The sequence below is a fragment of the Collinsella sp. AF08-23 genome (genome assembly GCF_003479805.1).
In the GTDB taxonomy this organism is placed as follows: domain Bacteria; phylum Actinomycetota; class Coriobacteriia; order Coriobacteriales; family Coriobacteriaceae; genus Collinsella.
Genome location: NZ_QUHV01000010.1, coordinates 24,925 through 45,706 on the forward strand (window position 1 = coordinate 24,925; position 20,782 = coordinate 45,706).

Consider the following 20,782-nt stretch of genomic DNA (forward strand, 5'->3'; position numbering starts at 1 on the left):
GTTCGATGTGGAGCCCACATGGCGAATACGAAACAATACCTGAGCCACCTACTGCAGAACACGGGTATCACTCCGGCGTGTAGTGAAGAGGAGCGCGAGGCGGCCAACGTCATCGCGAAGATCTTTGCCGATCACGGATTCACGCCCGAGATGCAAGAGTTCAGCGCGAGTGGCATGACCAAGGTTGCCCAGGCCATCTTGGGTATCGTCGCTTTCGTCGGTGCCGTGCTTTGCGGCATTGGAGGGGCCCTTGGCGTGGTCGGCCTGCTTTTGGCCCTCGCCGCCGCCGTTGTCTACGTGCTCGAGCGCACGGGTCGCCCCGTGATCTCCGGTTTGGGCTCTGGTGGTTTGAGCCAGAATGTCATCGCCTACCATCGTGCTTCCGGCCCGCTCGCCTCGCCCCGCAACCGCCCTGTCGTGGTGGTCGCCCATTACGATTCGCCGCGTGAGGACCTGCTTGCCCGTGAGCCGTTCGCGGCGTACAAGCCCCTCATCGTCAAGTTGCTGCCCTTTGCGATGGTCGCGCCCGCGGTTCTCGCGTTCATTCGCCTGTTCCCCGTTCCGGGTGCCGCCAAAGCGGTGCTTTGGGTTCTCGCCATTCTTGCTGCTTTGGTTCCGCTGGCGAACGGCGTTGCGATTATTGCCAATCGTTTCGTGTTGCCGTATACCACGGGTGCCGTGTCGAACAAGTCTTCCGTTGCCGCGATGCTCGGCGTGATGGATGCCGTTTCGCCGTACGAGCTTGGTGAGGAATTCCCGCATGATACGCCGGCGGACGAGTATTTCGCCGAGCAGCAGCGCATCCTCGAAGACGCGATCGCCGCGGCAGAGGCGGCTGCTGCCGCTGAGGCGGAGGCTGCCATGGCTTACCCCCACGAGGTTGAGGGGCAAGACGAGCAGAATGGCGAGGCGGACGAGGTTACCGAGACCGCCGAGGTTGGTAAGGTTGTCGAGCAGGTTCCCGAGGTGCCTGTGGTGCTCGAGCCCGTCGACGTGCTCGGCGCGACGGCTACCGATCTTCCTGCTGTTGATCTTGGGTCGACGGTGACCATGAATGTCGAGAACGATGTCGCTCCCGCGGAGGATGAGGTCGAGGAGCAGCTCGACGCCGATGCCACGGTCGCCACCATGCCCGCTATTGATAGCGCGCCTGTTGTCGAAGAGGACCTGGAGAGCGAGGAAGAAGATCTCGGTGCCGGGACGCAGTCCGAGCTTGATTTGGATGCCGCCGCCCCCGAGCCCAAGCTTCCCTTCTACTTGAACAGCGCGGGCAACGTTCGTTTTGGCGCTGACGTGATTCGCGGTTTGGGTATGCTTCCCGAGAGCTGCGTCGTGCTGTACGAACCGGGTGATGAGCCCGAGCCCGAGACCCCAACCGCGTTTGAGGTTGAGCATGAGGAGGAGGCTCCCGCCGCCGACGCGTATGACGCATACGACACCTACGACGAGGATGTTGAGCTCGAGCAGGATTATTCCGAAGAGGACACTAACGATGAGAGCGAGCTCGCCGAGGCCTACGATGAGGCTGAGGATGAGGACGGATTTGAAGAAGCGTTCGCCCCTCAGGAAGAGGTCGAGGAAGAAGACGACTTCGACGTCGTGATGGAAGCTGAGTATGAGGTCATCGAGGACGAGGCTGAGGACGAAGCTGCTGAGGAGACGGCCATGGCGGCGAGCGACGAGACTCCTTCTGAGGATGGGAACGCCGCCGTTGACGCTGCTGCAGAGGAGGCCCCTGCGGGGCAGCCCGTTGAGGAAGAGCATCACGTGGAGGAGGATCACGAGGATCAGGACGCAGCTGGCGCTACTGAGGTGTTCGCGATGCCCTCTGCCACGCCTCGCGGAGAAGCCGACATGTCCGGCACGATTGCCATGCCCGTCCAGCCCTCCGTCCAGCCTGTGGAGACGGTTGACTCCCTCATGGCCCAGATAGACTCTGCGGTGCCGGCACGCCCCAAGCGCACCATCAACGTGCCGAGCACGGCGGACGCCCCTGTGCCCCGGGTACCCCAGACGGCGAACCGCGCCTCCTTGTTCGATTTACCTGATCCTTCCGCCGCCCCGGCCGATCCGTTTGGCGTTCAGGGTGTCCCAAATGTTCCGAACCAAAGCGGGACCGCTGATGTCGCCTCCGAGGCCCGCAGTGCCTTTACGGTCATCAGTTCTCCCGAGCCCGTTGCAGCTCCTGAGCAGTCGTTTGAGACCATCAGCGCCCCGGCGCCCGCTCAAGAGAAGCCGCACCGTGGAATCAGCCGCCTCTTTGGACGCAAGAGGAAGAACGATGACAGCATGAGTGAGTGGCTTGGTGTCGATGACTCGTTTGATGCCAAGTCCACGGGGAACGACATCGGTTCCTGGGACAACTTCGACGACGGATGGAAGGGCGGCGCCGCTGGCTACGACGGCGCAACCGAGGAGGAGCTGCGCGAGGCCGTTGCCGACATGGGCGATGACGAGCTTTTGGGACACGACATCTGGTTCGTGGCCACGGGCGCATCCGAAAACGGCAACGCCGGCATCCGCGCCTTCCTCGATGCCCATCGTGACAAGCTTCGCGGTGTGTTCCTCATCAACCTCGAGAGCGTGGGTGCGGGTCAGCTCGCCATGCTCGCCACCGAAGGTGAGCAACGCGTCTTCAAGGGTGACAAGCGCATCATGAAGTTGGTCCAGCAGGTGAGCAGCGACTTCCATCGCGAGTGTGCGACGGTCGACATGCCGTACGTGACAACCGATGCCCATGTCGCCATGGGTATGAGCTTGCGCTCCCTGACCATCGGTGGTGTTGAGGGCACCGGCTTCGCCCTCGCCCATACGGAGGAGGATCAGCCGTACAACGTGGATACGGACAACGTTGCCTTCGTGTCCGATGTGGTCACCGAGGTCATCCGCCGCTCGTAAAAGCGGTACACATGCTATAGGGGAGAGACCGTGTTCAGGTACATCAAGGAACATTGGGTTCAGTATTTGATCGGGGCGACCATCGCCGTCTTGCTCGGGTTGGGCTTGTCGTACTATCTGGGAGAGAAATGGTCTACACCTGATAGCGTGCGCGCTCAGCGAGCTGAGGAGAATCAGGCTGTAACCCAGGAGGACGAGGAGCTAACCGAGTGGGTCTCTAGCTAACCGAGTAGGCCTCTGGCGCCCGCCCTTGTCGTTTGCCCCCGGCCCTAGCGATATGCCTGAACTGCCTCCCATTTCTTGGACACAAGAAATGGGAGGCCCTTTTATGGCTGGAAATGCTTTGTACGAAGTGGTCGCGATCGTGCTTGCAGTTGGACAAAGATCACGATGGTTCTTGTGCACTCTCCTTCATGGGGTGACGGGCAGGTCACCAAGCTGAGTACACGGCGAGCCCGTTCGATAAGTTCCTCCTTGTTTTCGGCGCAGCATGAGGCGTCTTTGGAAAGGGAGCGCAAAAAGGAGCGCAGACCACTGTTGCTGGCGAATCGGAACTGCTGGATGTCTGGGTATAAGGCATCGACGTTGATTGCCATGAGAGGCTTAAACGTTGCATCTCCATGCTCGGTGGTTGACCAATGCGCGTCTCCGATGAGTGAAAAGGTCTGCTGTTCATAGGCGTGCGAAAGCGGCGTGAACATCGAGTCTGGCGCATCCACGGTGTGTCCATAGATGAGGATATGGGAAGCTTCCGTAGTGCAACGGGGGTCGATATAGGGACAGCCCAAGGTGCTTGCCCTCCCCCAGAAATCGTGTTTCAAATACCATCCGCCAGCATGCTCTCCCCGTTCTGATGTAACGGGGTAGCTGATGCTCGTGCCCTCAACCGTTAGCCATCCGACTACATCGGGGTTCTCCTTCCTCAGAGAGGGCCAGTCGATGCCCTCTTTTGCCGCGTTGTTTGGGGAATCGCCAATCACCTCGACCTCAAGCGTGCTATATCGAGATAGTGAGCGTGACGTGCCGGCGGCCATGATGCCCGCCGTCGCGGCGAGCAGCGTTGCAGTGAGCATCATGGCGCGCTTGAAGAGCGGTCGAATACGTCGTCCTCCAACGCTCATGATCGCCGTTTGAGATAAGGGCGCTGCGGCCGAACACGTGCTCTCCTGCCGCAGGCGAGGCCCACACCGCCGGCGGCTAGTGCCCCGGCAAGCAGGAAGGCCGCCGGTGATGCCCACCCCGTTTGGGCGAGCGGGCCCTTGGGTTCATTGCCCGGCGTTTGGGTTACGTAGTCTTCGTCATGGTCTTCGAGTCCGGTACCGCCTCCGTTGCGATACAAATCCACGTGGGCTGAATTAGACAAATCGGTGCCGGCGAGATATTCGCCGGTCGCGCGCATGTGAATGACTGCGGGGGACAACGACTGTTCCGCTGGATTATCCCCCTCGCTCTTTGAGCTTTGCGCGCGCTCGATACGGTCTAGATCATCGTGCGGATCTTTAAGGTCATCACGCTTCCAAGAATCGCGCCGTGACGTAAACGACTGCTCCACTCGACCATACTCAAGGCGAATACCCGTGATGTATTCCCCCTCACCTAGGCCAAGGTCCTTTGCGAACAACATGTGGGCTTCGTCTGCCGGCAGGTCTTGTGTCCACAGGGCCCAGCCCGCATAAGAGACCGCGCGACCATCATCGCCTAGATGCACCGTGGCGGGGTCGGTGAGCCAGGGGTTGTCGTGCCCATCGTCACGCGTCGCGTTTGCACCACTTTCATCCATATGGTCATCATCGATGTTGTTCGTGGTGTACCACACGTTGAGCTTGCCGTCGAAGTCCTCGCGCGCAACCGGCGTCGTGATTCCCTCGAATATCGCCAGCCCCTCGCGCACGGCATCCAGGTCATCGGTGACGGTGAACTCGTCGACCCAGGTGGAGCTTGTGTTTCTAAAGTCGATGCTGTAGTCGAATCGGCCTTCGGGGGAGACCGTGACGTTCGCTTGATTAAGACCGTCTCCGTTTTCGACGGTATCGGGTGCCGTTGGGTCGGCGATTTCCTGACGCTTGTCGATTTCCCCTTGAACGGTAACGGGCTCGTCGTACATGGTGACGGTCTGCACCGCCCCCGTTTCCTCAACGGTGAACGCGACACTCTTGGCCTTGTCGTACCCGCGTGGGGTCATATCCTCAACGAGCGTGTAGGTACCCGGTGCGAGTCGATCGATACGATGGGCCTCACTTCCGCTCGTCCACTGCTCAACGACTTCACCCTTATTGTTGAGGATGCTCAACTTGGCTCCTTCCACCTCCTCTTCGTTGGTGATATCCCTTTTGGAGATCTCGACTTTTGTGTAGTCGTTTTCTACGGTCACGGTGTGGGTTTGCTTACCCTCAATCTGGCCATGTGCGTCGACTGAGAAGAAGATAGGAAGGTATGGGCCAATAAAACCAGGGGGAGCCCCCGTTTCTCGCAGGCCATACGCCCCCTCCTCCAGGTGCTTTACGGTCAGAGTTCCGCTCGCATCCGTGGAGGCGTCGAACGTTGTGGCGCCGCCGGTAAGAAGGATGGGGAGATCTGTCCACGTCCCCGAATCGAACATGGCGTATGAGGCGGTGGTTCCCAAGGTTGCGGTGTGCGCCTCACCTCCATCGACGGTTAGCTCGTAACGCCCGGCAGAAAGATCGCTTGCTGTGTAAGCGTTGTCTTCTTTCCGATACGTGAGCTCAACCGGCTTGCACGCATCTCCCGCATGCGCGAGTGTCGCGCTCGTACCGAACACCCCTTGTGTGATGGAAAGAACATATCTCTGGTTTTCGACGATGTCGAGTTCCTTGAGGTCGATGTCGAGTTGCTTGCCATCGCGAATAACGGAAAGCGCGTATAAGCCGGGCTCGAGGTTGGTTTGGGATGTTGTGAGTTCGAGGGGAGAGCTTCCCTCACGCTGGAGGGAGACGGATATGGCGTCTGGCTTGACGAGCTCGATGACGGCGTAGGGAACGCGCTGCTGGGCGCAGACGGTTGATCCCTCGGGAGCACGCACCGCGATCGCGCCGCCCTCGTTCGGAGAGACGGAGATCTCGTCTCGTCTATCCCACAAGGAGAAGGACGCACCTTCCAAAGGAGCACCGTTGCCCGTGATGTTCTTATCGACTTCAAGATGCGTGGGTTCATTGGCCGCTTCGACATCCGCATACACGAGGTTCGTGGAGCTGTCTTGGTATGTGAGGGTGAATTCGAGCGGCGTCGCGTCAAGAACGTGCCCATCTGGAGCCTTCGTTTCAACGAAGGCATAGCGCGCGCTGCCCATCCCTAAGGGCAGTTCTCTGGACTGTGCCCAGCCGCCTTCCTGCGTCACCACGTGATCGACGATCTGTCCGGCGGTTGCCTGAATGGTTCCATCGGGGCTGATAACGTCATCGAGGGCCACCACATCGAACTCGGCGCCTGCAAGGCCATAGGCTGCATCATATTTGCTCTGGGATGATATTTTCCCTGTTTGAAGCGATTTGCTGGGCTCCTGAAACTCGGTAAGGTGTGGACAATCATCCTTTTCAGAGCAGGTCTTGTGGATGGATGCGACTCCCCGTGCCTGCTCGTCCGCCACACGGACAACAGTCACCGGGCCGGTTTCATGCTCGTCTGAAATGACGACCTTGACATCCTTGTTTGGAAGAAGATATGGCTCCCGCGCCGCCACCTCGCGAAGATAATACGTTCCCGACCTGAGTGCCTCGGGAAACGTGACGGTTCCCGTCTCGTCGGTTTCGAATATGGAGACTTCACTGTGGTTGGGATACCAAACCTCTTGGGTAATAGGCTTGAGATCTTTGTCCAAGAGTTGGAAGGAGAAGCCGGCGAGCGGTACGGTTTGCCCGCTTTCGGCATCGGCCTTGACCACCTGGATGCGCGAGGTGATGAGGTCGTTATCGACGATGTAATGTAGGCTCGCCCCGTCTGCCATGGCGTCCACGCCGATGGTCCAATCGGGACAGGGACGATAGCCCTCAGGTGTGGTGGAAGGATCTTCGCGGACCGTATAGCCCTTGGCATCATAAGGGAGCGCGCCGGATATGCCCTCCACGCGTTTTCCCTCGCCCATCCAGGGTTTCTGCGGGTCATCCGTCTTGTCGGCGGCAATCGCCTCCCGATTCACCGTCTCGGCGCGATCGGTGGACGCTTTGCCGTTCTCGTCGGTGATGAGGGAGCCAACGGTTTTGCCGGTTGTGTTCGAGATGATCTCGAATCGGATGCCCGGCCCGGCATGTTGCAGCCCCGATCCCTCGGCCCCGGTGTCACGGTATTTGACGATGTCGATGTCGAACGCGATGACATGCTCGATGAAATCATCGGGCTCAAGGGTGATGACCTCGGCATCTCCCAGCTGATCGGCGCCGACCGTGTAGGTATGGGCGTTTGGATCAAGCTTGTATCCCGCAGGTGCCTTGGTCTCGGTGACGACGATGTTTCCGAGCGGCACCGCGTCGAACACGACTGACCCCTCTTTGTTTGTGGTTCCCGTTGCGCTCCAGCCGGATGTGGAGGTTGATGTCACGCGAAACTCAGCACCCTCGAGCGATGCTCCCACCTGCGCTTTCCCGCCCGTGGCGGAATCCTTTTTGGCGATGATGAGCCGTACGGTCCCCGCCTTGTCGGAGAGGGGGACCGAGCCCTCGGAATCACCGGTGGAGAATTCGACGCGCTGATTGTTGAGGCTGAACCCTGCCGGCGCTTTGACCTCTATGGCGTAGTATGAGGTGTTGGGCGTGAGCTCGCAGGAGGCGTGCCCATGCTCGTCCGTTGTTATTGAGGTGACTTTTGCCCCATCGGACGCTCGATAGATGTCGTAAACGGCGCCTTTGAGGGAGTACGTCCCGTTTCCCTTGGTGATTTCGACATCCGCCGACGTCTTGGTAAACCGTACTGTTGCCTTGGGGTTGTAGCGCAGGTGAATCTCTCCCATCTGCTGCGTTCCCCACATCTCGCCTTCGAGGAATGTATCGGCGTTTGCGCCGCCGCTCGTATTGGAATGGATGACGATGGAATACGTGCCGTCCTGCTGGAGAGTTCCCACATAGTCATAGGTTCCGTCGTAGGGGACGGCGTAATGAATGCCCGAGATGCAGCGCCCATAGGCGATCTGCGTCGACCCATCGGGAAGATGGATCGTTGCCTTGCATTGGGCCACGGCACCTTCATAGTATGCCTGCTGTTTGTTCGTAATGACGATGTCCGCCTTGCCGGTGATCGTGCTGGGTGCCGCATATGCGGTAGGTGTAGCCTTGCCGCCCTCCATCGTTCCAGCCAGCATGCCCAGCGCGACAACGGCGGCCACGGCGAGCGCGGCGAGTAGCTTGGGAGCGGGACGTCGCGGTTTTGCACGCGGCCCTCTCGATGCGATGAAGTGATCGTGTCGCCGGCGCGCGGCGAGGTGTGTCCGAAAGCGTTTCACCGTTCCTCCCGTTCTCCCGTGTTGTATGGGGAGGAAAGCGTAGGGGACGCTTTTGTCCCTTTTTCCCGCATGATGCCCGGATTGTCTGGCCTGGGCACCGGTAACATCTGACAGCACGCAAAAATTCAAGCTAGGAGGTAATACGCTGCCAAAGGAGCGAAGGCAACGGGGACAACCGCCCTCGGAATCATCGGATAATCTCCCCATATCCGCACGGCCCGTCACCCTTCGGCCAAGGTTTCGACCAGCCGGTGAACGCACATGCGGATACCCGAGAAACAAGTAGGCTAATAGCTGGCATTTCGCCGGTCTCGGCTATACTTTGAAGCGTTGTAGACACAAGACCGAGAGGTACTACCATGGATAACGCTTCCGAGAAGACCCCGCTCGTCGGAATCATCATGGGTTCCAAATCCGATATGCCCGTCATGGAGGGCTGCACGGCCGAGCTCGACGCCCTCGGCGTGCCCTACGAGCTCGTCATTGCGAGCGCCCACCGCAATCCCGCGAAGGTCCACGAGTGGGCGGAGACCGCTGCCGACCGCGGCATCAAGGTCATCGTCGCCGCGGCTGGCAAGGCGGCCCACCTGGGTGGTGTCGTGGCGGCATTCACCCCGTTGCCGGTGATCGGCGTCCCCATGAAGACAAGCGACCTGGGCGGACTCGACTCCCTGCTTTCTATGGTTCAGATGCCTTCCGGCGTGCCGGTTGCCTGCGTGGCCATCAATGGCGCCAAGAACGCCGCAATTTACGCCACGCAGATTCTCGGCGCCACCATGCCCGAGTACCGTGATGCGATCGCGCAGCTCAAGCGCGATATGGCCGAAGCGTAGCCCGGTATGGCAACCGGAGGAAGGCACTTTAAGCCCAGTGGTGCCGCGCCCCAGCCGAATACGACCTCAATGGGAGGCGCCGCCGCCTCTCAGAACCGGGGGTCACATACCGCCTCGCCGCCTCGCCAGATGTCGCACGTCACCGCGCCGCAGAACCGGGCGACGTACAATGCCGCGCCCTCAAGCGGGGCGCGGGTGTCCCAGCCTATTCGGCCGCCCCGCGTAGCTCAGGCTTCTCCTTATGCGCGCCCCCAAGGTTCGACGGGCACGCGCGGCGGTAGGCCCGGGTCGACGTCGAGCGCGCCACGACCCCGCCGTGGTCGCAATATCGCGTCGTACGTGCTCATCGCCATAGGGGTCGTGCTTTTGCTCGTGGCCGGCGGTCTGTTCGTTCATGCGCAGATTGGTTACAAGCAGGCGGCGGATTTTTACGATGGCCTTACCAAAGAGGCGGTTACGCTCTCCGATGAGGGCGGCGATGGTGTGCCGGTCATCGACTTCGATGCGCTCAAAAAGGTGAACGAGGACGTGGTGGGCTGGATCTACATCCCCGGCACGAACATCAACTACGTCGTCGTCCAAGGCAAAACCAATGACACCTATCTGCGTACGCTGATTTCGGGCGACTATAACGCCAACGGCACCGTCTTCCTCGATTCCGAAGGAACCGCGCCGGGTCTTGTTGACCAGCAGACAACGTTGTACGGTCACCACATGAACGACGGCTCGATGTTCACGCAGGTGTACGACTCGCTTGATCAGGAGAAGTTCGACTCGATAGAGAAGGTCTACTACATCACGCCCGAGAAGACCTATGAGCTTACGCCCCTGTTTACGATGCGTGTTGATGATGACTACGTCGAGGCGCGACAGACGACGTTCGCGGGCGATGGCGGCCTGGCTCAGTATCTCTCTGATTCCATTAAGCACGCCGAGGCGAAGGCGACGGACGCCGACACGGAGTTGAGCAACGCAACCAAGGTGCTCACGCTGGTGACCTGCGACGATGCTTTCTTGGCGCAGACCAAGCGCGCCGCAATGGTGTGCACGCTCATCGCCGAGTACGACACCGTCCAGCCCTAAGCGTAAAACCGCGCGCTCCAAAAATCCGTCCCCGCTCCAAAGGGGGTACGTTCCCAAACGCCAAACCGACCGGCGTGCCATTTGGGGACGTACCCCTTTTGGCACGCCGGGACCCTGTTGCGGGTGGAGTGCCACGAATCGGGCGTTTTTGTAACGAGTTTTGAGGCGTGCCGAGTAGAGGGACATTTTTGGCATCATCGCCGCAGATAAAATCTTTTATCATTGTCCCTCTACTCGGGGTGTTCGGAAACTCGTTACAAAATCGGCCGATTCGTGGCTTTAAGAAGTTGAGGAATGGCCTCGGGACGCGTCCGAGGGTCTGCGATAAATCCCACACTTTTTGATTGAGGTACTCGTTTCTGGAGGCTGTTAATATGGAATACTGACAATAATCACTAGAAAAGTATACAAAGTGTAGTTGTTTCTACTATAATTTGTCAGTATGAAGTTCAGAGACTACATAGAAAGAAATCAAGTCTTCACCGTTGAGCAGCTTATGTCGGAGTCTGGTATGTCTGCCGCATCGGTGAGGACAACTTTGGATCGCGCGATAAAGCATGGAAGCATCGAGAGAATTCGACGCGGCGCATACGTTTCAAAGATTGGCGATTATTCTGGCGCGGGCGTGAGTGCGCTGGATGTCCTTGCGGCGATCGATTTAGATGCAGTCATTTCTTTTCACTCTGCCCTTGAGGTCCACGGCGTTGCTCATAATGTATCAAGCATGTGTCAGTTTAGGTCGAGAACAATAAAGACCAAGTTCTCCTATGGCGGTGTTTTGTATGTACCATACGCTTGCGACAGATCGATTCGCTATCAGTTGATAGGAGCGGTTGGCGCTAATGGGGCCGGAGTTACCACGCGCGAGCAAACGCTAGTCGATTGTTTGCGCTATACAGATAGGGCGGGTGGCGTAGAGGAGGCGCTGCGATCCCTTTCGCTTTTTCCCTACCTTGATGTTGATGAGCTGCTTGCTCTTGTGGAGCAAGGGTCAGCCTCGCTTGCTGCGAGGGTTGGCTGGTTGTTAGAGCAAAAGCAGCGCGATTGGCGTGTGCTAGATGAGCAGCTCGACCGACTAGAGACCATGGTGACGGGCGGACCATACAGGTTGGACAAAAGACAAACGCGAAGCCCGGGTTGGTCAAAACGCTGGAACCTGTGTTTGCCTGCGGATCAAGAGGAGCTGCGCTCATGGGTCCTATAGATATTGAAAGCTTCCGACCGGAAACGCTCGACAAGGTCAACCGCCTTTTGGAGCTGCTGGCAGAAATGGGTCGCCACCCAGATTTAAAGGGCAAGCTTGCGATGCATGGTGGTACAGCGATCAACCTGTTCATGTTTGGTCTTCCGCGTTTGTCGGTTGATATAGACATGTCGTACGTGGGGAGTCTTTCACGGGCGGAAATGATGAGAGAGCGTCCAGGGATCGAGCGCGGCATACAGGAAGTTGCAAGCTATTTAGGATATAGAGTTGACGCTCGCGAAGGCGGGCATGCGGGACGGACATTTGTATTGAGGTATAGGGGAAACTGGGGAAATGATCATGTAAAGATCGATTGCATTTACATGAATAGGTCGCCCCTGATTCCGCTCCGAGTGAGGCAGTCTCCGCTGCGCCCCGATTTGGATGTTTTGATGTTTGACGATTATGAATTGGCAGGGGGCAAGGTCAAGGCGTATTTTGACAGGGTCAAAATACGCGATTTGTACGACATCGGAAATCTGGCGGAGCACTGTAGCGGCGTAGAGGCGCCAGACGAGCTGCTTCACAAGGTGCTGCTGTACTATGCTTCGCTGTCCGCTCATTTTCCAAACAGCTTTATTGGCAGGTCACTTCGTTTTGAAAAATGTGAAAAGGAGGTCGAAGAGCAGCTCGTCCCCATGTTGCGCCAGCTTGAAAAACCCCCGACTCTCGATAGTCTTATGCAAAAGGCGGAGAGGTTTGTCGAGAGTTTCGTCCTTCCCAAAAACGATTTAGAAAAAGAATACCTGGAGCGATTGTCCCAAGGGGACTACTGCCCAGAGCTTCTTTTTGGAGATGGTGAAGTTACGCAGCGCGCCGCGCAGAGTCCTGAGGCACAATGGAAACTGCTCAATCTAAAGAAGATGGGTGGTTGATGTGCTGGCGGCGTGATGTCCGCGCTTGCCATGCGAGTCGTCTCAGGTGTTCCAACAAGGGCCATATGGCAGAAAGCGAGTTTACCCATGGCAGATATACCCTCTATCGACGCGTGGTTGCGCGAGGCCAAAGCGGACCCGTCGTTCCGCGCGTGCGGCATGTACCTTGTCCACAACGGCACCGTGCGTGAGACCCCCAAAGCCGAAGCACGCGGAATCGAAACCGATGGTGTCCAGCCCGGCGACAAAGTCACCAGCATGCACTTTTCCTACGACGAGGACAAGGTCGCCGCTGCGGTAGAGGAGGCGCGCACCCTGCCCGGCATTGGGTACGTGCGCGTATGGCTCAACTCCGGTGAGCTTGCGGTGGGCGACGACATCATGCTCGTGCTCATCGGCGGCGACATCCGCCCGCGTGTGATCGACGGCCTGCAGCATCTCGTGGCAACCATCAAAAACGAGTGCGTCAACGAGATTGAACATGGGGAGGGGCGGGCGCAGTGACGCTCGATTGCGTTCTGCCCGGAAGTTCAATGGATGTGGATCGTATATATCCCCGAAGTGGCTAAAAACTACCGTTTTGTATCGCTCGTCCCGCCAAGGACACCTCGGCCAAAGGACCGAGATTGGAAAAACGCCTGTTCACGTGGGTGTAGTGTTTCCACGAATCGTTTTCGCGACATGATGCACCCCGGTTAGGGGCGCGTTTAGGGTGAAATGGGCAGCATGGCGCCGCGCTTATGGATACAAATCGGTATTTTTTAGCCAGTTTTGGCGCGCCTGCAGATATGAGGTGTCTCGGGTCATTCTCCTTCGCCAAGGCTCGCGTGTCAAGGGGCTCGCCCCCCCCCTTTTGGCATGTTGCGGCTGATCCTACGCCTCCGTCTTGGGCGAATCCACGCGGCTCGAGGTCTTGGGGTGGATCGTCATGCTCTGGAAGCGATGCTCCATGTACGCGTTGTCGAAGTGCTCGGCGTAGAACTCCTCGACGGGCGAGCTCGGCGCGATGCCGCTCTCACGGCAGAACCAACAATCGAGCGCCTGCAGCGTCATGACGCCGTTCGTCAACATGAGCGCGGCCACTACCGTGGTGAGTGAATAGCGCATCTTCCAGGGGATCAGGTTGATGAGCTTGAGAAGCCTGGGCAGGCACAGCTTGATCCAGAATAGGCCGAGCGTGCCCCACATGAGCATGAACGGCGTAGACGTGCGCCCGGCGAATAGGATCGCCATCGGATCGGGCACGCCGGGCAGCAGCTCATAGGAGTAGCTCCATGCGATGGCGCCGAACGACGTCTGCATCCACCAACTCACAGCAGCCTCGAACACGCCGCCGATAACGGCACTCACTAGGAAGATAATGACGAAGCTCTTCTTGTAAAACCGGTTGAGCGCGATGGTGAGCAGCACGGCGCCAAAGCCGTAGATGGGACTGAACGGCCCGAACAGAAGGCCGGCTCGATCCTGGTAGACGCCCGGTTCGACGTACACCATATGGAAGATGACCTCGATGATGAGACCGAGCACGCAGCACACCATGAAGACCCAGAACAGGTTGAAGAAGTTCAGCTTAATGTAACCCTCACCTGTAAGATCGCGGCCGAGCATGCCGCCTGCCGCGGCAACGCGGTCTTCCAGGTCGCGCAAGTGACGCTGGAGTTCGCGTTCCTCGCGCAAGGTGGGGTCGATGGTGGTCGACAGACCGGTGAGGATGGCGAGCTGGATGGCGGGGCGGATGAGGTGCACGCCGATGCCCTGGAGCATGACGTCGATGAGGATTTGCCCCACGGTCATGACGATGAGCGCGTATGCCCAGCGTCCGGCGTCGCGGCGGTAGCTTTTGAGAAGCGTCCAGCCAAAGATGATGAGCGCGACGGAGGAGATGAAGGTCAGCACCGATCCGATGGCCGTCATGGTGAAGGTGAGCGTGAGGTCGGAGCCAATCAGTGCGCTTTCCTGTCCAATGGCGAGTCGGTACAGGATGATTCCGAAGTACGCGCCCATAAGCGGGAGCGCGATGATGCCGTCGAGTGCGCAAAGCGCCCCGTACACGCGGATGATGAGCGGGATGGTCTTGCGCTGCTCGGCGGTGAGGTTGTTGGGATCGAGGTCGTTACCGGGCAGGTCGTAGTCGGGGTTGGATGCTGTACCGGCCGCGGCGCTCGTGCTGCTGGTCACGTGCTGCTCCTTGCGTGCGTTCGAAATGGGCTGTGTACTCATGGTACCCGTTTTGGCATGCAAGGGGGGAGCGGGCGGCCTGCGGGCATGGCGTGCACAAAGGGACGCGTACGCATCGGTCGGCGCCGGGGTCGGCTGCGCAGTTCATGCCCAATGGCACGCACGATGGCGTCCTGCCCGGGCTCCGCAATCGCCGCGGCGCAAAACGGCCCGCCGACCGTGTGGTCGACGGGCCGGATGCCGTTATGGGAATCGCGGAGCGCTTACTCGCCCAGCAGCTCCTTCTTGATGGAGGCGGCGGCCTTCTTGCCGGCGCCCATGGCGAGGATGACGGTGGCGGCACCGGTCACGATGTCACCGCCGGCCCACACCTTGGGGTTGCTCGTGCGGCCGTCCTCGTCGGCCTCGATGAGGCCCCAGCGGTTGAGCTCGACGTCGGCGCAGAGCTTGGCGAAGGGGTTGGCCATGGTGCCGATGGCGGTGATGGCCACATCGCAGGGGATCTCAAAGGCGGAGTCGGCCACGGGGACCGGTCGGCGACGGCCGGAGGCGTCGGGCTCGCCGAGCTCCATGCGCTCCAGCTTGACTGCGGACACAAAGCCGTCCTCGCCCTTGATGAACTCGAGCGGGTTGACGGGCTCCAGGATGTGCACGCCTTCTTCCTTGGCGTGATGGACCTCGGCCAGTCGCGCGGGCATCTCGGCCTCGGTGCGGCGGTAGGCCAGCGTCACGCTGTCGGCGCCCAGGCGCAGAGCGGTGCGGGCGGCGTCCATGGCAACGTTGCCGCCGCCGAACACCACGACGTTCTTGCCCTGGCGGATCGGGGTGTCGTAGACGGGGAAGTCGTACGCGTGCATGAGGTTGGTGCGGGTGAGGTACTCGTTGGCACAGTACACGCCGGGCAGGTTCTCGCCCGGGACCTTGAGGAAGCGGGGGAGACCGGCGCCCACGGCGAGGTACAGGGCGTCGAAGCCCTCCTCGTTGAAGAGCTCGTCGGCGTCGAACAGGCGGCCGGCGACGGAATTGTACTCGAAGTGCACGCCGAGCTGCTCCAGGCCGTCGATCTCGCGCTTGACGATCTTCTTGGGCAGGCGGAACTCGGGGATGCCGTAGGTCAGCACGCCGCCGCCGGTGAAGAAGGCCTCGAACACGGTGACGTCGAAGCCCTCGCGTGCGAGCTCGCCGGCGCAGGCGATGCCGGAGGGGCCGGAGCCCACGATGGCGACCTTCTTGCCGTTCTTGGGCTTGCACGCCGGGGCGCGGCCGACCTCGTCGGCCATGTCGCCCACCATGCGCTCGAGTTGGCCGATGGCCACGGCCTCGCCCTTGCGGCCGAGGATGCACTTGCCCTCGCACTGGTTCTCCTGCGGGCACACGCGGCCGCAGACGGAGGGCAGCAGGTTGTCGCCCTTGATGGTTTCGAGGGCGCCCGCCCAGTCTTCATCGCGGATCTTGGAGATGAAGCCGGGGATGTTCACGCCGACGGGGCAACCCTGCATGCACAGGGGCTTCTTGCAGTCGAGGCAGCGGTTGGCCTCGGCGATGGCGTCTTCCTTGGTGAAGCCCGTGTCGACCGGGCGGAAATCGCACGCGCGCTCAGCGGCCGGCTCCTCGTTCGGAGCAGTGCGGGGAGCGCCGATGTTCGGGCGATACTTCTTTACTTCTGGCATGCGCAGGCCTCCTCATGACGCTTGGTGGAAACGGCCTCTTCGCCGCGGTAGCTGGCCTGGCGCGCGGACAGGTCGTCCCAGTCGACGGCGCTGGCGTCGAAATCGGGGCCGTCGACGCAGGCGAACTTGGTCTCGCCGCCCACCTCGACACGGCAGCAACCACACATGCCGGTGCCGTCGACCATGATGGGGTTGAGGCTGGCGATGATCGGGATGTTGTGCTCGTGGCAGGTGAGGGAGGAGAACTTCATCATCGGCACGGGGCCAACGCAGAAGGCGTGGTCGATTGCGTCCGTCTCGCACAGGCGCGCGAGCGGCAGAGTCACGACGCCCTTCTCGCCCATGGTGCCGTCGTCCGTGGTGACGTATAGGCCGGCGAGCGGCAGTGCGTCGAACTGCTCATGCAGGATGAGGAGGTCCTTGGTGCGGGCACCCATGATGACGTAGACGTTCTTGCCCTGCTCGCAGAGCATGCGGGCTACGGGGTAGGCGATGGCCAGGCCCACGCCGCCGCCGATGACGGCCACGGAGTCGCCCTCGATCTCGGTGGGCTTGCCCAGCGGTCCGGTGATGTCGCGGATGAAGTCACCCTCGTTGAGTTCGGAGAGGCACTTGGTGGTCTTGCCGATCACCATGAAGATGAACTCGATCCAGCCCTCCTCCGCATTCCAGTTGGCGAAGGTGAATGGCACGCGCTCGCCGGTCTCGTCGATGCGCACCATGAGGAACTGGCCGGCGTGAGCCTTCTTGGCCATCCTCGGGGCGTGGACGCGGAACTCGAACACCTTGTCCGAGAACTGCGTCTTTTTCAGGATTTCAAACATAGAACCCCTCTCTGATTGGTCGGGGGCGTTTGCGCAGGTAGCGCGCACGAGTGCCCCGATGAAGCCTAAGCGGCATATGCGCATGGCGAATATGCGCATACGGTGTTCAGTATACCGCGCGTTTCCCATTCGGGGTTCGAACCGATGTGCTATCGGGCCAATGGTGGGCCGTTGTTCGGTGGGCGTTGCTGGGAAGCAGCTAGGGATAGTTTTACAACGACTGCCCGGCGGTGTTCGTTGGCGTCTCCATCTCAATTCGGTGCCTGTCCCTAAATTGAGGTTGGGCTCCTAGTGCTTGCCGTTGGATCCCGCGCCGCCGTTGACGTGGTCGCGGGCAAAGATGACGCCGCGCGTCACGGCCAGCGCGGCGGCCTCAGCGGCGGCTTGCGTCATAAAGCCGAAATCCTCGGCCTCCTTGGCGCGCAGTTGCTTGAGCACGAAATCGGCCACGGGCATACGTCCCGGAGGGTCGCCAATGCCGGCGCGGACGCGCGAGAAGTCGCGACTGCCGAGTTTGTCGATGATGGAGCGCAGGCCGTTGTGGCCGGCGTGCCCGCCGCCGACCTTAACGCGTACGTCGCCCGCTGGGATGTCCAGCTCGTCGTGGATCACGAGCAGCTCTTCGGGCTTCACTTTGTACTGCGCGCAGAGCTTGGAGATGGGCCCGCCGCTCGTGTTCATGTACGACTGGGGCTTGACCAGCACGACTTCGCGCTTGCCGCCCTCCTCTTCGGGGTCGTTCACGCTGATGAGCGCGACCTCGGCGCCCGCCTGGTTCTTCCAATAGCTTACGCCCGCCTGCCGAGCGAGGATGTCGATGGCGCAAAAGCCGGCGTTGTGGCGGGTAGCGGCGTACTCGTCGCCGGGGTTGCCGAGGCCGGCGACCATACGGATTTTCTTGGGCTGTGCTGCGGCCATGAGGTCTCCTTGCTGTTGATACTTCCCGCAGAACATGGTGCGTGTGCCGTGCGGCGCTGTCAACGACCCCCGCAGGGAGAGCATAAGTTGCTGGTATCCCGAGCAACATGTAGCGCTACACGGGCTTAAGCCCCACCGCACCTCGAAGGGCGTTGAGCAGGTTTGCCTGCTTGGCGCGATGGCCTTTTCCTTGGTACCTAAACCGCATGTGGGCAAAGCGGTATATGGTGCGCGCGATGGCCTCGAGCGCTTGGATGTCGCGCATTTGGTCGCGTTGAATAACGATAACGTTGATGCCCATGCAGCGAAGGCCGTTGTTGCGGTTGCCGTCGTGGATGCGAGCGGGGAGCTCCTCGTGTCCCGTGCCGTTGTATTCGACGTCGACATTGGCTGCGGGAATGAAACAATCGGCAACGGCATAGGGCATACCCGATGACATGAGCACCGCGTCATGCGTAAAGTCGATGCGGTGGTTGAGCAACATGCCGTCGGGTAGCGCGGCGCAATTAAAGCCTCCGTACTGCATGGGGAATCCGAGCATGCAGTACTGGATGGTTTCTGCCGGCGAGGCGGAATTGGGTGCGACGAGGTCGACCGCTCGGCGAAAGGCATGGTCACGGCTGCTTTTGGTCCACTTCGCGATTGCCCTGAGTTGCTTTTTGGTGGCGGCCGGCTCGCATGAATAATGGGTCTGTTCAATCTTGACCTGCTGGTTGCCGTGTGTGCGGTGCGTTGCTGTTCCATCGGGCGCGCCAAGGGGCGTATCGGAGACGTCGTTAATCTCGGGGTCGGTCTCGGCGGAGGTGTCGAGGCCGCTGAGGTGCGTTTCGGCTGACGCGGAATTGGGGAGCCGGATGCCGTCCATTGACGACCACGTTTTGCCCCTCGCAATGGAAAGCGTTGCATTGTGAGGCAGGGAATACGTTCCAAGAAGCTCCATGAGGAGCGCGGCGATTTCTGGGACGGAGCGGCCACGCGAATAGAGATATGCGGTGAACGCGGGGGAGGTGCAGTAAAGACCGCGCTCGATTTCGAGGATGGATCCAGCGGGAAGATCGCGCGACATAACATGGCACGTCAGGGGCTTTCTGGCTCGGCGACATGTTGGGTCAGATACGAGAACGTCAAGGCGCTCACCGTCCTCGCCATTCCAAAGGGCATGGCGACCAAGATAATCAAAATCGAGTGTCGAGAGGTTGGGCTTGCAATTCGCCAGAACTCGGCGTTGTTCGGCGACGGTAAGCGACCTCCACGGAACGGCAGAATACGCCCCTCGTGCACGCCTGATTGCGCGCAAGGCCGAGATATGTGAGAAAACAAGTGCGTCCATGTAAAGAAGCTACATCAAGGCGCGCGCCCGTGGCACGAGAAACGTGAATTGAGAAAAATGGCTAAAAATTACCGTTTTGTATCGTCCGTCGGCTGCTGGCGGACGATTCAGACGGTCTTGAGCTCTTGTAGTTAAAGAAAACGCGGCGAAACTGCTTAAAAATGGGCACAAACAGGCGAATATAGCCAAATGAGGGTGGTTGATGGCACCAAGAACTGCTTCTAGGGTCATTTGGGGGATACAAAACGGTAATAATTAGCCATTTTTCTAGAACCTAGATGCTTCTTAGCTGGAGCACCATGGAGGTAAGGTTCTCCATGGACGAAAACGGAGTTGATCGGAAAGAAAAAGCCCCCGTTTCCCAGACTCTAGCCTGGAAGACGGGGGCAACCTACCGCAGAACTCTGCTTGGTGCAGCTATGAGCGCGGCTACCTTACATGGCGAAGTCGCCGCCCACGAGCGTGCTTACGGACTGCTCGTAGTACACGGCGGAGATGGTCTCGGCGAACTCACCGGCGACGGAGATGGTCTTGATCTTGCCGCCTTCCTCAACGGGGATGGCGTCGGTGACCAGGCACTCGACGATAGGCGCATCGTTCAGGCGCTGGATGGCCTGGCCGGAGAAGATGCCGTGGGTTGCGCACACGTAGATGTCGCCAGCGCCGAGAGCCTTGAGCTCGCGCACGTTGGCGCACAGGGTGCCGGCGGTGTCGATCATGTCGTCGTTGATGATGCAGGTCTTGCCCTCAATATCGCCAATGATGCCCATGACTTCGGCCGCGTTGTGGCGCGGACGGCCCTTGTGCGCGATGGCGAGGCTGCAGCCGAGCATGTCAGAGAGCTTCTTGGCGGCCTTGGCGCGACCCACGTCGGGGGAGACAACGACCAGATTGTCGGTATCGAAGCCCTTGGCGTCATAGTAATCGGCAAAGAGCGGCAACGCGGAAAGGTGGTTCACCGGGATGTCGAAGAAGCCCTGGATCTGGCCCTGGTGCAGGTCGAGCGTGATGATGCGGTCGACGCCGGCGCACTCGAGCAGGTTGGCGACGAGGCGGGCGGTGATGGGCTCACGCGGGCCGGCCTTGCGGTCCTGACGGGCGTAACCGTAGTGGGTGATGACGGCGGTGATGGAGCGGGCGGAGGCGCGCTTGGCGGCGTCGGTGGCGATGAGGAGTTCCATCAGCATGTCGTTGACGTTGCCGCCAGCGACGGATTGGATGAGGAACACATCGGCGCCACGGACGGTCTCGTCGTAGCGCGCGTAGATCTCGCCGTTGGCGAACTGCTTGAGGGTGAGTCCGGAGAGCTCAACGCCGAGCTGGTTGGCGATCTTCTGGGCAAGCGGACGGTTGGAGGAACCGGAGTACACTCGCAGGATCTTGCTCATATCAACGGTCTTTTTGGGATCGGTTGTTGGCATGACTTCTCCTTTATACGCCACAACATCCATACACGCTCTATATATTAGCCACTTTGCCAG

General features: G+C 60.0%; 14 protein-coding genes. 6 read left to right on the forward strand and 8 right to left on the reverse strand.

The window, feature by feature from the left end; genetic code table 11:
* Positions 1-18: 18 nt before the first annotated feature.
* Positions 19-2,898, forward strand: a complete 2,880-nt coding sequence (locus DWV48_RS06665; protein ID WP_118654040.1) for a M28 family peptidase — start codon at positions 19-21, stop codon at positions 2,896-2,898.
* A 326-nt stretch (positions 2,899-3,224) separates the two neighbouring features.
* On the opposite strand, the gene DWV48_RS06675 is transcribed toward DWV48_RS06665, so the two are convergent.
* Both DWV48_RS06675 and DWV48_RS06680 read right to left on the reverse strand, forming a co-directional pair.
* Complete coding sequence (locus DWV48_RS06675) at positions 3,225-3,974, reverse strand: class B sortase (protein ID WP_158574842.1); 750 nt, start codon at positions 3,972-3,974, stop codon at positions 3,225-3,227.
* A 41-nt stretch (positions 3,975-4,015) separates the two neighbouring features.
* Entirely contained in the window at positions 4,016-8,347 is a 4,332-nt protein-coding gene (locus DWV48_RS06680; RefSeq protein WP_118654043.1) for a SpaA isopeptide-forming pilin-related protein, read from the reverse strand.
* Positions 8,348-8,706: 359 nt separating this feature from the next.
* On the opposite strand from DWV48_RS06680, the gene purE reads away from it, so the two are divergent.
* From purE to DWV48_RS06705, 5 genes are all read left to right on the forward strand, one after another.
* Complete coding sequence (gene purE / locus DWV48_RS06685) at positions 8,707-9,180, forward strand: 5-(carboxyamino)imidazole ribonucleotide mutase (RefSeq protein ID WP_118654044.1); 474 nt, start codon at positions 8,707-8,709, stop codon at positions 9,178-9,180.
* Between the two features lie 339 nt (positions 9,181-9,519).
* Entirely contained in the window at positions 9,520-10,263 is a 744-nt protein-coding gene (locus DWV48_RS06690) for a class B sortase (RefSeq protein ID WP_118654045.1), read from the forward strand.
* Between the two features lie 442 nt (positions 10,264-10,705).
* On the forward strand, positions 10,706-11,467 hold the full coding sequence (locus DWV48_RS06695) for a type IV toxin-antitoxin system AbiEi family antitoxin domain-containing protein (protein WP_118654046.1): 762 nt from the start codon (positions 10,706-10,708) through the stop codon (positions 11,465-11,467).
* Positions 11,455-12,381, forward strand: coding sequence for a nucleotidyl transferase AbiEii/AbiGii toxin family protein (locus tag DWV48_RS06700; RefSeq protein WP_118654047.1), 927 nt, complete (start codon positions 11,455-11,457; stop codon positions 12,379-12,381). Before DWV48_RS06695 ends, DWV48_RS06700 begins: the two co-directional genes overlap by 13 nt.
* A gap of 87 nt (positions 12,382-12,468) precedes the next feature.
* Complete coding sequence (locus DWV48_RS06705; protein WP_118654048.1) at positions 12,469-12,885, forward strand: molybdenum cofactor biosynthesis protein MoaE; 417 nt, start codon at positions 12,469-12,471, stop codon at positions 12,883-12,885.
* Positions 12,886-13,254: 369 nt separating this feature from the next.
* On the opposite strand, the gene DWV48_RS06710 is transcribed toward DWV48_RS06705, so the two are convergent.
* The 6 genes from DWV48_RS06710 to DWV48_RS06735 all read right to left on the reverse strand — a co-directional run bounded on the left by DWV48_RS06710 (position 13,255) and on the right by DWV48_RS06735 (position 20,722).
* Positions 13,255-14,559 (reverse strand): putative ABC transporter permease, encoded by a 1,305-nt coding sequence (locus tag DWV48_RS06710; RefSeq protein ID WP_233546206.1) that lies wholly within the window; start codon positions 14,557-14,559, stop codon positions 13,255-13,257.
* Positions 14,560-14,822: 263 nt separating this feature from the next.
* Entirely contained in the window at positions 14,823-16,229 is a 1,407-nt protein-coding gene (gene gltA / locus DWV48_RS06715) for an NADPH-dependent glutamate synthase (protein ID WP_118654050.1), read from the reverse strand.
* A complete protein-coding gene (locus tag DWV48_RS06720; RefSeq protein ID WP_118654051.1) occupies positions 16,217-17,053 on the reverse strand; it encodes a sulfide/dihydroorotate dehydrogenase-like FAD/NAD-binding protein in 837 nt (278 codons plus the stop codon). The genes gltA and DWV48_RS06720 overlap by 13 nt, the downstream gene beginning before the upstream one ends.
* Before the next feature lie 288 nt (positions 17,054-17,341).
* Entirely contained in the window at positions 17,342-17,971 is a 630-nt protein-coding gene (gene pth, locus DWV48_RS06725; RefSeq protein ID WP_199588914.1) for an aminoacyl-tRNA hydrolase, read from the reverse strand.
* A gap of 115 nt (positions 17,972-18,086) precedes the next feature.
* Entirely contained in the window at positions 18,087-19,037 is a 951-nt protein-coding gene (locus DWV48_RS06730) for a hypothetical protein (RefSeq protein ID WP_118654052.1), read from the reverse strand.
* Between the two features lie 698 nt (positions 19,038-19,735).
* The gene (locus tag DWV48_RS06735) at positions 19,736-20,722 is read right to left on the reverse strand and encodes a ribose-phosphate pyrophosphokinase (protein WP_118654053.1); all 987 of its coding nucleotides are present in this window, start codon (positions 20,720-20,722) and stop codon (positions 19,736-19,738) included.
* Positions 20,723-20,782 lie beyond the last annotated feature (60 nt).